The organism is Methylocapsa polymorpha (genome assembly GCF_045689225.1).
GTDB lineage: Bacteria > Pseudomonadota > Alphaproteobacteria > Rhizobiales > Beijerinckiaceae > Methylocapsa > Methylocapsa polymorpha.
The window spans coordinates 3353649-3367169 of the sequence record NZ_CP136862.1; the positions used below are offsets into that span (position 1 = coordinate 3353649).

Below are 13521 nucleotides of genomic sequence, written 5' to 3' on the forward strand. Positions count from 1 at the left end.
TGATCATCAGAGCGTCGTCGGGACATAGAGCGGACAGACCATGCCGTCGTTAAAGGATCTGCGCAACCGGATCGCCTCCGTCAAGGCGACGCAGAAGATCATCAAGGCCATGCAAATGGTTGCGGCGGCGAAACTGCGACGCGCCCAAACCGCCGCCGAGTCGGCGCGGCCCTACGCGGAGCTGATGGAAAAGGTCTTGGCGAGCCTCGCCGCCTCGATCGGAAACGGCGCCGAAGCGCCGGCGCTCCTCCGGGGCACCAGCCGCGACAATGTCCATCTTCTTGTCGTCTGCACCGCCGAGCGCGGCCTCTGCGGGGCCTTCAACGCCTCGATCGCGCGGCTCGCGCGCGACACGGCGATCTCGCTCGCGGGACAAGGCAAGACGGTCAAGATTCTTTGCGTCGGCAAGAAGGGCAATGACATCCTTCGCCGCCAGTTCGAGCGGCAGATCATCGACTTCGTCGACTTGCGCGGCGTCCGCTCGCTCGGCTTCGACAATGCCGATGCGATAGGCCGCAAGATCGTCGCGCTCTTCCAAGCCGGCGAATTCGACGTCTGCACCTTGTTCTTCTCGCGGTTCAGATCCGTCATCGCGCAAATCCCAACGGCGCAGCAGCTTATTCCCCTCACGCTTGCGGGCGGCGAGGCGTCCGCCGCGCCTCAGGCCGTCTATGAATATGAGCCTGACGAAGAGGAAATTCTGGCGACGCTTCTGCCGCGCAACATTTCCATCCAGGTCTTGCGGGCTCTGCTCGAAAACGCGGCGTCCGAGCAGGGGGCCCGCATGAGCGCGATGGACAACGCCTCCCGCAACGCCGGCGAAATGATCAAGAAGCAGACAATGAAATACAATCGCTCGCGCCAGGCGATGATCACGAAGGAACTGATCGAGATCATCTCCGGCGCAGAAGCGCTTTGAGCATTCATGGACATTAAGAGGACGAACCATGGCTGACGCCGCACCCAATACGCCCACAGGCTACGTCACGCAGGTCATTGGCGCCGTCGTCGACGTGAAGTTCGACGGCCATCTGCCGGAAATCCTCAACGCTCTCGAGACCGAAAATTCGGGCAATCGCCTCGTCCTCGAGGTTGCGCAGCATCTCGGCGAGAATTCGGTGCGCTGCATCGCGATGGACGTGTCCGAGGGACTCGTTCGCGGTCAGACGGTCGTTGACACCGGGGCCCCGATCACCGTGCCGGTCGGCGAGGAAACCCTCGGCCGCATCATCAATGTCATCGGCGAGCCGGTGGACGAGCTGGGTCCGGTCGTGACCACAAGCCGCCGCGCCATCCATCAGCCCGCGCCCTCCTACGCCGAGCAGGCGACCGAGGCGCAGATCCTGGTGACCGGCATCAAGGTCGTGGACCTTCTCGCGCCTTATGCGAAGGGCGGCAAGATTGGCCTCTTCGGCGGCGCGGGCGTCGGCAAGACGGTCTTGATCATGGAACTCATCAACAATGTCGCGAAGGCGCATGGCGGCTACTCGGTCTTCGCCGGCGTCGGCGAGCGCACCCGCGAAGGAAACGACCTCTATCACGAGATGATCGAATCCAAGGTCAACGTCGATCCGCATGAACATGGCGGCTCGGCCAAGGGTTCGAAATGCGCGCTCGTCTATGGCCAGATGAACGAGCCGCCGGGCGCGCGCGCCCGCGTCGCGCTGACCGGCCTCACCGTCGCCGAGGATTTCCGCGACAAGGGGCAGGACGTTCTGTTTTTCGTCGACAATATTTTCCGCTTCACCCAGGCCGGTTCGGAAGTCTCGGCGCTGCTTGGCCGCATTCCCTCGGCGGTCGGCTATCAGCCTACGCTCGCGACCGATATGGGCGCTTTGCAGGAGCGCATCACCACGACGACCAAAGGATCCATCACCTCGGTTCAGGCGATCTATGTGCCGGCCGACGATTTGACCGATCCGGCGCCGGCCACTTCCTTCGCCCATCTCGACGCGACGACCGTCTTGTCGCGCTCAATCGCCGAGAAGGGCATCTACCCGGCGGTCGATCCGCTCGATTCGACGTCGCGCATGCTGTCGCCGCTGGTCGTCGGCGAGGAGCATTACGCCGTGGCGCGCCAGGTCCAGCAGCTGCTGCAGCGCTACAAGGGCCTGCAGGACATTATCGCCATTCTCGGCATGGATGAATTGTCCGAAGAGGATAAGATTACGGTCGCCCGCGCGCGCAAGATCGAGCGCTTCCTGTCGCAGCCCTTCCATGTGGCTGAGGTGTTCACCGGCTCGCCCGGCAAGCTCGTCTCGCTCGCCGACACGATCAAGGGCTTCAAGGGACTCGTCGAAGGCAAATATGATCATTTGCCCGAGGCCGCCTTCTATATGGTCGGCTCGATCGACGAGGCGATCGAGAAGGCGCAGAAGCTCGCGGCTCAATCTTAAGCGCGGCTCGAGCGGGACGCGATCAACGTCCGGTTGAGGGGCGCAGACGCGTCCCCAGCCAGTCGATTAGGCCACAGAGATCACATTCGAGGATTTGACATGCCGGCTTTTCACTTCGAGCTCGTTTCGCCGGAAAGGCTGGTCTTTTCGGGCGAAGTCGAGGGGGTCGTCGTAGCTGGCATCGAAGGCGAGTTCACTGTCCTCAAGGATCACGCGCCTCTGATGTCCACGCTTAAGCCTGGCGTCGTTGAGATCAGCGCGACGCCCGCGACGAAGCTCCGCTATTTCGTGCGCGGAGGCTTCGCCGACGTCGCTCCGGGCGGATTCACGATCCTCGCCGAACACGCCATTCCGCTTGAGGAATTTGACGCGACGAAACTTGCCGCCGACCTCAAGGATTTGGAAGAGGATGTCGCGGATGCGGCGACGGACGAGGCGCGGCGGCTCGCAACCGAGAAGCGCGATCAATTGCTTGAATTGAAAGCCGCGCTCAAGATCTAAGCGCCCAAGATCTAAGCGCCAAAGCGCCGGCTTCGTGGAGATTCTCCTTCCAAAGCGTGTTGGCGCCGCGAGGCCAACGGGCCACGCCCCCAGCATGAACAGCGCGAGCGTGAATGGAACCAGCGCCAGCGCTTACGCTTATCAATTTCCTGCTACGTTACGCTTCAGTTCCATAATGGCGCGCCGTCATAGGGAATGAAGTTAGCGTGCCGCTCCCACGCGGCTCCGATGACGGCCGTCGGCAAAGGGTTCCTTTCAGCAAGGCATGTCGCGATCAGGCCGAATGCGGTCAGTCCAACGACAACCATCAGCCCGGACAAGATCTTGAGAACTGCCTTCATGGGTGGCTCTCCCGCGTTTAAAGCTGATCTCGCGAGGCCCCGGCCTTGGGCGGCTGAGGCCTCCGATCGCTCGTCGCCATTATCCGATCACGAAATTGCCGTTGCCTTCGGGGGCGGCGTAGGACGCCGTGTCGACGTGGCCATTGCCTTCGGGGGCTGCCGCGACGCTAACGAAGGCGGCGCCGGAGAGAAGAAGGGCGGCGCTGAGAAGCGCGGTCTTGAGAATGTTCATGGTCGATTTCCTTTGATGCTCTCGCGCCTTGGCATGTTCGCCAACGGGCGCAGTCAGGAGATAGACCCTGGAGAGGGGCGCACTGGTGGGAATTCACACCATTCGACGAAGTGCCCCGCGAACGCCCCTTCGATCACGAGCGGAGACTGGTCAGTGCCATGTCTTCGTCGATCATCGCGATGAGTCTCGGAACGTCGAGCAGGACGAGAGCGCCGCGGCTCTTGCGCAATAAGCCGTCGCGCTCCATGGCGCTCAACTCCTTTGTCACCGCCTCGCGGCGCGTGCTGATTCGTCCGGCCAGGTCGGCGTGGACCGGGGGCGGCGAGACGATTGCTTGCCGCTCATTGTCGCGATCTGGCCGGGAGACTCTGAGCAACTCTAAATAGAGCCGATCGCGGACGCCGAGCGTCGTGAATTCATTGATCCGGTTGGCGAGCATCCGAACCTGTCCGGTGACGAGCCGGAGCAGCTGCAGGGCGACATCCGGATGCGCAGTGACGATCTCGAGAAAGGTTGACGCCGACATTTTCGCGATTGTCGCCTCGGTGATCGCCAAAATGCTCGCCGACCGCGCCTGTCCGTCAATCGCGGCGAGCTCGCCGAAAAACGCCCCTGCGTTGATGTCGCGCAAGATGGTTTCGCGGCCCGAGATCGAACGAATCATCACCCGCACGACGCCGCTGACAAGGAAAAAGACATCGGCGCCTTCGTCCTGATAGTCGAGGATCCATTCCTTGGCGTTGGCGCGCCGCCAAATGCAGCGCGTATCGAGGCGGTGGATCTGCTCCGGCGTCAGCGATCGGAATAGCTCGATGCGCGCAAGGGTTTCGTTTTGCCTGACCATGATCATGTCATTGCTGCGCGAGTTCGGCCAAGCCGGCAAGCGGCTTCGTCTGCTTGGTCCGTTGCATCTTATTATCGCAAACCGAGGCTCGATTCGCCCGAAATTGCTCTAACCCAGGGTCGAGATCAAATCGTCGAGCTCGCTTTGCGTCCGCAGCGCGATCATCTCGATTTCGGCACTTACATTCCTGATCTGGACGCGGTGGTTTTCCGGCGTCGGCATTGCGAAGCCGGCCCGCTCGATCACGGCGCGCGAGAGAATGACCGTGCAGGCAAGCTCCTTGGTAAGCCCCTCGAGCCGAGCCGCGATATTGCCGACCTCGCCGAGGAATTGGGCCGTATGCCTGCTCGCGAGTTCGCCGACGACGGCAAGGCCGAGATGGCAGCCCGCGCCGAACCGAAGCGGAAAATCGAAGGCGGTCTCGCATTCTTCGTTCAGCGCGGCCAGCGCGCGCCATATCATGCGCAGCGCCAAAATGGCGCGCCGGCAGGCCGTCGGCGCGTCGCAATCAGCGCCGAAAAAGCACATGACCCCGTCGCCGGCGACGCTCGTCACTTGGCCGCCGTGCGCTTCGACGGCGTGACAGACGGCGGCGACATAGCGGTCGATGACATACAGCGCGTCATAGGGCAGGCGTCCATCGGCAAGGCGCGTCGAATCGCGAAGATCGACGAAGAGCGCCGCGATCTCGCGCTCGTCGGAAGCGGCGAATGTGGGCGCGCCTCGTTTTGGATCAAAGCTCCTTGGGCTGAGCAGAGGCACGACATCGACGCTCTCGCGCGGCCGGACCTGACAGGCTAGGCGCACGGTTTTATAGGCTCCGATCCAGGCGAGCGTATTCATCTCCGCGACGTTGGGAGAGGGCAGCCGCTCTAGCCCGCTCGTGACGAGCACGCGACAGGTCGAGCATCGGCCGCGGCCGCCGCACATCGAAATATGCGGGACGCCCGCCCATCGACTGGCCTCGAGGATCGAAAAGCCGCGCGGCACGATGGCCTCGACGCCTTTCGGATATCTGACCGTCACCGCGCGGAAGCGCCGCTCATGCCATTCGCGCGCGCCTTGAAGCGCGAACACGGCGCCGACGAGCCCGAGATAGATCAAGATCAGACGCTCGCCGATCGCGCCAAGCGCCGCGGTTTGCTGGGGCGTCTGGACCTCATTGCGCGCGAGGAAGCCTTGGTCCTGCGCCGCTCTTGCGTCGAAATCCCGCCCTGCGTCGGCTATGCCGATGATGGCGAGAACCGGAACCAAAGTCGCGAGCGCGGCGAGCGCCGGAAACCACTTCTGATACCATCTCCTCATGCGCAGCCAGCTGTTCAATCCGATGCACCCGTGAATCCACACGACGAGGAGCAAGATGAATTGTCGCGGCAGGCCGAAGTGGGGAGACAGATCCCAGTAGCGGTGGAGGATGGGAGGATAGGCGACTTCGAGTCCGAACAGGAGATTGCCGAGCCGGACATTGGTCGCGTGAATGATGACGAGCAGCGGAATCGACAGGCCGAGAAGAAGCTGCAGGAACTCGCCCGGCGGGATCCTCAAGTGGCGGCGCCGATAGATTGCGTAAAGGCCGAGCCCGCCATGAATGACGAACGATCCATAGAGCGCCGCCTGTCCGACTGTCGTGCGCCAAGGCCAAAGGAGCACGAATCTGACCGCCTCCATCGCCTCCAGGCGGAAGATTCCGCAAGCGTGATTCAGGAAATGGCTCGCGGCGAAACTGAACAAGGTCAGTCCGGTCGCGAGCCGAAGCGTTCTCTCGACCGGCGGAAAGCGGGAGCGGGCGACGTGCGAGCCTACCGTCATAAGCGGTCCTTTCGGACATCTGGTCATGGCCTTGCCATGAACCGCGAGATCAGCCGCCCAATCTCGACGAAAGCTCACGCGCCGCAACAAATTTGTGCTGGGCCTGCGCGTCCGCGGGCCGGCGGTCGGCGTCGGACCGCCGCGCTTTTCTTGTCGCGCTCCGCTAGGAGCCCTGCTTGCGGTTCAAGGAGTGACGATGATCTTGCCTTTCATCTGCGGATGCACGCCGCAGGAAAAATCATAGGTTCCGGGATCGGCGAAGGTGAAGGAAAATGTGTCGTCCGTTTCGAGCTCCTTGGATTGGAACTCGGATTTCGCGCCGACGACGCTATGGGAAATGTCGTCGCGATTGCGGAAAACAACCTCCGTCCCGGCCTTCACCGTAAGCGCGGCGGGCGTGAAGGCGAAATTCTCTATATTTACTTCAGCGTCGGCGGCGGCGGGCGCGGCGGCCAGGGCGGCGAGACCGCTCCCGAAAAGAAGCGCGCGGGCGCAATTGCGCCATGCGTCGGCGCGTCGGCGAATGTTCAATTTCGGCATGTCTGGTCTCCTGTTGCGCGCGCCGGATCAATTTCCGGCGAGCAATGAATCCGCGATGGGCGATGCGCCTGCCCGGCCGTAAACGCAGGCGAGGCGGCGCGAGCATGGGTGGGGAACCACATGGTATGGCGCAGCGCCCAAGTTTGGCAAGGAAGATGATGCAGTTTTGCTACAGTTGCTTGTAAACGCTCGCGCAAGGAAGAGTTTCTATAGTTAGCGAGGCGCGATTATGCTTACCTATAATCCTCAATGTTCATTTTGAAGGGGACAACATTATGATTCGGAAGCTATCAATTTCGGGGGCCGTAATGGCGTCCCTTTGCTCGTCGGCGGTTTTTGCTGCGGATCTTCCCTCTCGCCTTCCGCCGCCGCCGATTCCCTACGTCCCGGCGTTCACCTGGAGCGGCATCTACATCGGCGGCAATCTCGGCCTTGGAGGAGATCGGTTCCAATATCCGTTCTACGCCGGATTCGGCACCAGCGGCCAAGCCTCGATCACGTCCAGCGGCATCATCGGCGGCGGACAAGTCGGTTACAACTGGCAGTTCGCCAATAATTTCCTTCTCGGCTTCGAGACGGATTTTGACGGCGCGGCGATCCGCGGCAAGGTGACGGTCTACGCCAATACGCCTATCGGCGGCCTCTCCGCCGATGCGGGAAGCAGGATCAATTATATCGGCACAGTGCGCGCGCGCGCCGGCTATGCCCTGGATCGGCTGCTGATTTACGGGACCGGCGGTTTCGCCTATGGCCAGGTGAATGACCAGCTCCAGGTCGCCACTGGACCGCTTGGGCTCGGCGCATTTTCGACGTCACACAATTACACCCGCACCGGCTGGACCGCCGGCGCCGGCGTCGAATACGCCATCACGAATAACATTACTCTGAAAACCGAGTATCTCTACGTCAATCTCGGGACGAACTCCATCTTCAATTCGTCCCTTCTTGGCTTCGGGGTCAACATCAATCAAAAGACAACGGCCAATATTGTCCGGGCTGGCTTGAACTATAAGTTCGACTGGTTCAATCCGGCCCCGGTCGTCGCCAAATATTGATGCTCAATGCCGCCCGCTTCACAATCGAAGCGGGCGGCATTTTTCGGTTGGATCGCCCGCGGCCAAAGGCTAAAGTGGGCGGGCAGGCGAGCCTTCGTTCGCGCCAGGATCGCAGCCGGCGCAGAGACGATTGCGCCATCGGGTTATCGCCGCATATCCAATCTCTCCAATTATCGGCGAACATGGCGCCTCCCCTTCTGCTGTTGCAGAATATTTCGCTCACCCTCGGCGGCAAGCCGCTCCTGGAGGCGGCCGATCTCTCCGTCTCGGCGGGCGAGCGCCTGTGCCTTGTCGGGCGCAACGGATCGGGCAAATCAACCCTTTTGAAAATTGCGGCAGGCTTGCTCGAGTTGGACGGCGGGACGCGCTTCATGCAGCCTGACGCCAATGTCCGTTATCTGCCGCAGGAGCCGGACCTTTCGGCCTTTCCGACCGCCTTCGCCTATGTCGAAGCGGGCCTCGGGCCAACCGATGATCCGCATCGCGCGAGGACCCTCCTCAACGAGCTTGGCCTCTCGGGCGAGGAAGATCCCGCGCATCTCTCCGGCGGCGAGGCGCGCCGCGCCGCGCTCGCCCGCGCGCTCGCGCCTGAGCCCGATATTCTGCTGCTCGACGAGCCGACCAATCATCTCGATCTGCCCGCGATCGAATGGCTCGAAGCCGAGCTCAAAGCCACGCGCTCCGCCCTCGTCCTCATCAGCCACGACCGCAGGTTTTTGCAGAACCTTTCGCGCAAGACGGTCTGGCTCGATCGCGGCCGCACCCGCTCGCTCAATCGCGGCTTCGCCGAGTTCGAAGCCTGGCGCGACAGCGAGCTTGAGGAAGAGGAGCGCCAGCAGCATAAGATCGATCGCAAGATTGTCGCTGAGGAGCATTGGCTGCGCTATGGCGTCACGGCGCGGCGCAAGCGCAACCAGAAGCGGCTCGGCAATCTCCTGACCATGCGGACCGAGCGCCGCGAGCGCCCAAAAGCTTCCGGCGAGGTCAGGCTTGTCGCAAGCGAAGGCGCGCTTTCCGGCAAGCTCGTCATCGAAGCCGAGGCGATAGAAAAATCCTTCGGCGACCGGATTATCATCAAGGATTTCTCGACCCGCATTCTCCGCCACGACAGGCTCGGAATCATCGGCGCGAACGGAGCCGGTAAGACGACGCTCATCAATCTGCTCACCGGCGCGCTCAAGCCCGACAAAGGCGTCATCCGCCAGGGCGCCAATCTCTTGATGGCGACGCTGGACCAGGGCCGCGCGAGCCTCCATCCGGACACGATCCTGAAGGATGCGCTCACTGGCGGCGGCAGCGATTACGTCGAGATCAATGGCGAGCGCAAGCATGTCATCGGCTATATGAAGGATTTTCTGTTCGGCCCGGAGCAGGCGCGCACGCCGATCGGGCGGCTTTCGGGCGGCGAGCGCGGCAGGCTCATGCTCGCCCGGGCGCTGGCGCGGCCCTCGAACCTTCTTGTGCTCGACGAGCCGACCAATGATCTCGATCTCGAAACGCTCGATCTGCTGCAGGAAATGCTCGCCGACTATAAGGGCACTTTGCTGCTCGTCAGCCATGATCGCGATTTTCTTGACCGCGTCACGACCTCCGTTCTCATGAGCGAAGGCGGCGGCCGCTGGTTGGAATATGCCGGCGGCTATTCCGACATGGTGGCGCAACGCGGGGCAGGGGTGAGCGCCGCGCCTGTTTTTTCACCGCGGGGGATCGAGAAGCCTAAGGCTGAAGGCGCGCCGCGTGTCGACAAGAAGCCCGCCGCGAAACCGCGCCTGAGTTTTAAGGAAAAGCACGCGTTGGAGGCCTTGCCGAAGCGCATGGAAGAGCAGCGCGCGCTGCTGGCCAAGCTCCAATCGCAGCTCGATGATTCCGGTCTTTACGCCCGCGATCCGGCGAAATTCGCGGCCGTCTCCGAGGCTTTTGCAAAAGCCGAGGCCGAGTTGCAGGCAGCGGAAGAAGATTGGCTGGAGCTGGAAATCCGGCGCGAGGAGATCGAGGGTTAGGCGCCCCCCGTCGCCGATAACGCCTTGTCGAATGCGTCGACACGTCGAATAAAATAGAAGGTCGACCTACGCATTGTCTTTAATAGCCCACCTAACAGGCTGTGGAGGATTCAGATGGTGTTGACCTAGGGAAATAGCGCGAGAGTGAAGGTCATGCTCCTATCACGGTCGCCATCTTTCGTTTTGTACCTTATCCGAAGCGTCATCATTGAATTGCTTTGGTCCTCAATCTTGTCGGCGTTCAACTTTAACTTTCCGCCCAACACGGGCTTAGAGCATTGTTGAAACCGAGGCATGACCATCGCTTCTGTCACTGTGGCTGTCACCCCTGGAGGACCATCCAAAATGGTGACTTCGGGAAGGCTTGTGAGTTGGGATCGGCAATTTATGACATAATATAAATCCCCGACTTCAGTGCTCTCACCTCCCTTCATAGCAAATGATTGCGAGTTCATTTGCCACGACTGAGCTTTAGCATTGAAAGTCGCTAATAAGCACACGCACATAGACACAAATATCGTAAGTCTCATTATAATTCTTTCTGTCGATTTAAGTCTTGGCCAGTGGTAGCGAAGCGGTATTTCAAGGAAAAAGCGTAACATTTATTTCTCGACTGTGTTGGCGCTCACCATCCACGGTTGGATACTTTATCCGAATCGTGAGCTTGCCTTGTATGCGCGCCTTTACATCCTTTGCGGCAATCAATATCAGCATGCCGCCAGACACTTCCTTTGCGCAGTTCAATTTGCGAGGGATCACTTTCTGTTCCCTGACCGTGACCGAGATTTCGGGGAGGCCTTCCAAAACCTCGGCAACCGGGGGGCCCTTCAGAATCGATCGGCAATTTACGACCCAGAACAGGTTGCCAAGTTCGACGGTTTCGCCGCTTTTTAGCGAGATGGACTCAGTCTGCTGCGCCGCAGCGCTTCCGGTTAGGATCGTGACCCCGAGGCTCAAAATTACAGAAAATACTTTTAAATCAACGTGCATAGCAACCATGGATCCATTCTTCCACAATCAATATAGAGCTTCAGCTTAACATAGCACCAGTTAAAGAACACCGCCATTTATACATTCGAGGGGGACGCGGCGTCACAAGAGACCCGGTATCGGACCTGAGCGCACAGATAGTTTGCTGTCGCTTACGGCCGCGGGATGCTACCGCCCCACTTCGTCATATAAACAAATGCACCTATTTTGGATGTGCGCTCCAGGGTTTCGCGAGCGAGCGGATCCAATTAGAAGCTATCCTGCGCTCAACAAATTCCGTCCGGCGAAAGGCCGCCCATGATCGACGCGTGGCTGAGCCTGCCTTTGCCTTTGATGTTCCTTACGGTGGCTGGATTCTATTCCGCCACGGCGGTTTTCTTGTTTTGCTTGTGTTTCGGCAGTCCGACGCGCAAATGGATGCTTTCCTTCAATGGCGCGGTCGCGGAGCTGTTCAGCGCGATCATGGTCATATTCGGCATCCTCATAGGCTTCGTCGCGAGCGATGTCTGGGACCGCGATCGGCGGGCCTCCGTGGCCGTGGAGACCGAAAGCGCCAATCTTACGATGCTCAATGCTTTGGCCGCCGCCAGCGGCTTGCCGGCGGACGGAATTCGTCACGCCATTCGCGCCTATGTGTCGGCGGTCACCGAGAAGGAATGGCCGAGCATGGCCGATGACGGCGTGGGCGCCGCGGCGGCCGAGGAGGCCTTGGGCGCGCTGCTGAGAATAGTTGCGGCGACGCAGCATGACGCCAAGGACGCCAACGCGAGATTCGATAATTTGCTCCTCGATACGGCGCTGAAGGTTCAGAGCGCGCGCGCCGATCGCATCGTGCTCAGCGCCGGCTCGTCGGAGGCCGTCAAATGGGCTTGCGTTCTGATCCTTGCGCTGACCGGACAGATCAGCATAGCGATGCTGCATCTCGATCAGCGGAGGCCGCACCTCGCCGCCATGGTCATTTTCACTTCGAGCGTCGTCTTGATCATCGCCTTGATCGCCGCCAACGAAGGTCCGTTCCAGCCCCCGATTTATGTTTCGAGCGATCCCATCGCGAGGGTTTTGAAGCTTATTCCAAAGCCGGGCGCGGCGTCTCCGACCGAAGCCTTGGCTGCTTCGAAAGGGATATAGGCGAAACGCCTTGCCGCCTTGCCCGGTTCTGAACCGCCCTGTAAGAGTCGAGCCCGCGAAACATGCGCCCGCTTCGGCCCAAGCTCAAATCGGAACCATGCCTGAACAGCCCTCGCATCCAGGCGACGCCGCCCCCGCCCGTCCGCTCCTGCCGGAGAGACTCGTCTCGGGCTACGAAGCCTTTCTCAGCGGCCGGTTCGCGCGCGAGCAGGATCGCTTCCACCAATTGGCCAAGGCCGGGCAAAGCCCCCGCATCATGCTGATCGGATGCTGCGATTCGCGGGTCTCGCCCGAAGTTATCTTCGACGCCGGCCCGGGGGAAATCTTCGTCCTGCGCAATGTCGCCAATCTCGTGCCGCCTTACGCGCCGAACGATGATCTGCATGGCGCGTCGGCGGCGCTCGAATATGCCGTCCTCGGCCTTCACGTCGCGCATATCGTGGTTTTGGGCCATGCGAGCTGCGGCGGCGTGCGCGCCTATGCCGAAAATGATCTCGACCCCGATCAAAAGCCGCTGTCCTCCGGCGATTTCATCGGCAAATGGATGAGCCTGATCGGCCCCGCCGCCGCCAAGATCGGTCCCGCCACCGAGCCGCTCGACGGCTATGTGGAGCGGCTGGCGCTCGCCTCCATCGTGCAGGGCCTCGCCAATCTGCGCAGCTTTCCCGCGGTCGCGACGCTCGAAAGACTTGGGGGGCTCAGCCTGCACGGGGCCTATTTCAGCATCGCCGAAGGCAAGCTGTTGGCGCTCGACGAGACGACCGGAGAATTCCGGGCCGTGTCGGCGAAAACCCATGCCGACGCCTTCTCCGAGCCGCGCTTCTGAAGCTGGCCGCCTATCGCGCCAGAGGGCCGAAGGCGACCGTTGCGGATTGCTCAGCCTGAGCAGAAGGAGATGACGCCGCTCTATGCGCGCGCCTTCCCGGGCGCCGATCGCGCCGCCCGTCGCGAGGCCGATCGCCGTTTGAGGCGGCCCGTTCGGAGAGCGATGTCGCAAGCCAAGCGAGGACTTGGCTTGTCTGGATTGAACCATTCGTGATCTGCGGCATTGGCGAAAGCGCGCTATTGCGCAGGCCCGAGAACGAGTGCATTCTTCATGAAAAATTAACGCTTAACTTTCGGCAGCCGCTGCAAGCGAGCCCGACAGAAAACCGTCGCGAAACCCGTTCAGGGAGGTACAGATGACAATTGCGCGTATCCTCGCCGCCAAAGGACGAGAGGTCGTCACGACTCAGCCGCATCGAACTTTGGCTGAAGCCACCGATATTTTGGTGAGGAAAAACATCGGCGCTGTCGTGGTCGCCGATGTTGAAGGCCAGGTTCTCGGCATCTTGTCCGAACGGGACATCGTTCGCGCGATCAGCCGGCGCGGCTCCGCCGCCCTTGCCGACGCCGTGACCATGCACATGACAGGAGTGGTCACCACGAGCGAGGGGGAACATATTCTTATGGCCATGGAGAAAATGACCAAGGAACGCTTTCGCCATCTCCCCGTCATGAGTCAAGGAAGGCTTGCCGGAATCGTGTCCATTGGCGACCTGGTCAATTACCGAATTGCCGAGTGCGAATTTGAACACAGGCAGATGCGGGAATATATCGCGACGGCGGGAACTGTAGAATTGCCGCACGGCCGCTAGAGCGAAGTCCGACCGGACCTTGCTTGTTGGCGTCCTTGATTGAACATG

At 61.0% G+C, this 13521-nt stretch carries 14 protein-coding genes; 8 read left to right on the forward strand and 6 right to left on the reverse strand.

Going from position 1 to position 13521, the window contains the following annotated elements; genetic code table 11:
- Window positions 1–40: 40 nt before the first annotated feature.
- The 3 genes from RZS28_RS15475 (at window position 41) to RZS28_RS15485 (ending at window position 2897) form a co-directional block, all read left to right on the forward strand.
- A complete protein-coding gene (locus RZS28_RS15475) occupies window positions 41–919 on the forward strand; it encodes a F0F1 ATP synthase subunit gamma (RefSeq protein WP_407338633.1) in 879 nt (292 codons plus the stop codon).
- Window positions 920–947: 28 nt separating this feature from the next.
- Window positions 948–2396 (forward strand): F0F1 ATP synthase subunit beta, encoded by a 1449-nt coding sequence (gene atpD / locus RZS28_RS15480; protein WP_407338634.1) that lies wholly within the window; start codon window positions 948–950, stop codon window positions 2394–2396.
- Between the two features lie 99 nt (window positions 2397–2495).
- A complete protein-coding gene (locus RZS28_RS15485; protein WP_407338635.1) occupies window positions 2496–2897 on the forward strand; it encodes a F0F1 ATP synthase subunit epsilon in 402 nt (133 codons plus the stop codon).
- A 164-nt stretch (window positions 2898–3061) separates the two neighbouring features.
- Here the strand turns inward: RZS28_RS15485 and RZS28_RS15490 are convergent, their stop codons facing one another.
- The 5 genes from RZS28_RS15490 to RZS28_RS15510 form a co-directional block, all read right to left on the reverse strand.
- On the reverse strand, window positions 3062–3238 hold the full coding sequence (locus RZS28_RS15490; protein WP_407338636.1) for a hypothetical protein: 177 nt from the start codon (window positions 3236–3238) through the stop codon (window positions 3062–3064).
- Between the two features lie 79 nt (window positions 3239–3317).
- Complete coding sequence (locus RZS28_RS15495) at window positions 3318–3470, reverse strand: hypothetical protein (protein ID WP_407338637.1); 153 nt, start codon at window positions 3468–3470, stop codon at window positions 3318–3320.
- A 133-nt stretch (window positions 3471–3603) separates the two neighbouring features.
- Window positions 3604–4314 (reverse strand): Crp/Fnr family transcriptional regulator, encoded by a 711-nt coding sequence (locus tag RZS28_RS15500; protein WP_407338638.1) that lies wholly within the window; start codon window positions 4312–4314, stop codon window positions 3604–3606.
- A 108-nt stretch (window positions 4315–4422) separates the two neighbouring features.
- On the reverse strand, window positions 4423–6123 hold the full coding sequence (locus tag RZS28_RS15505) for an adenylate/guanylate cyclase domain-containing protein (RefSeq protein ID WP_407338639.1): 1701 nt from the start codon (window positions 6121–6123) through the stop codon (window positions 4423–4425).
- Between the two features lie 183 nt (window positions 6124–6306).
- Entirely contained in the window at window positions 6307–6663 is a 357-nt protein-coding gene (locus RZS28_RS15510) for a cupredoxin family copper-binding protein (protein ID WP_407338640.1), read from the reverse strand.
- Between the two features lie 308 nt (window positions 6664–6971).
- On the opposite strand from RZS28_RS15510, the gene RZS28_RS15515 reads away from it, so the two are divergent.
- Together RZS28_RS15515 and RZS28_RS15520 are read left to right on the forward strand one after the other, a co-directional pair.
- Entirely contained in the window at window positions 6972–7718 is a 747-nt protein-coding gene (locus tag RZS28_RS15515; protein ID WP_407338642.1) for an outer membrane protein, read from the forward strand.
- A gap of 182 nt (window positions 7719–7900) precedes the next feature.
- A complete protein-coding gene (locus RZS28_RS15520) occupies window positions 7901–9718 on the forward strand; it encodes an ABC-F family ATP-binding cassette domain-containing protein (RefSeq protein ID WP_407338643.1) in 1818 nt (605 codons plus the stop codon).
- 582 nt (window positions 9719–10300) lie between these two features.
- On the opposite strand, the gene RZS28_RS15525 is transcribed toward RZS28_RS15520, so the two are convergent.
- Complete coding sequence (locus tag RZS28_RS15525; RefSeq protein WP_407338644.1) at window positions 10301–10717, reverse strand: hypothetical protein; 417 nt, start codon at window positions 10715–10717, stop codon at window positions 10301–10303.
- A 288-nt stretch (window positions 10718–11005) separates the two neighbouring features.
- On the opposite strand from RZS28_RS15525, the gene RZS28_RS15530 reads away from it, so the two are divergent.
- The 3 genes from RZS28_RS15530 to RZS28_RS15540 all read left to right on the forward strand — a co-directional run bounded on the left by RZS28_RS15530 (window position 11006) and on the right by RZS28_RS15540 (window position 13473).
- Window positions 11006–11836, forward strand: coding sequence for a hypothetical protein (locus RZS28_RS15530; protein WP_407338645.1), 831 nt, complete (start codon window positions 11006–11008; stop codon window positions 11834–11836).
- Window positions 11837–11933: 97 nt separating this feature from the next.
- Window positions 11934–12662, forward strand: coding sequence for a carbonic anhydrase (locus tag RZS28_RS15535; protein ID WP_407338646.1), 729 nt, complete (start codon window positions 11934–11936; stop codon window positions 12660–12662).
- Between the two features lie 355 nt (window positions 12663–13017).
- Entirely contained in the window at window positions 13018–13473 is a 456-nt protein-coding gene (locus RZS28_RS15540; protein WP_407338647.1) for a CBS domain-containing protein, read from the forward strand.
- Window positions 13474–13521 lie beyond the last annotated feature (48 nt).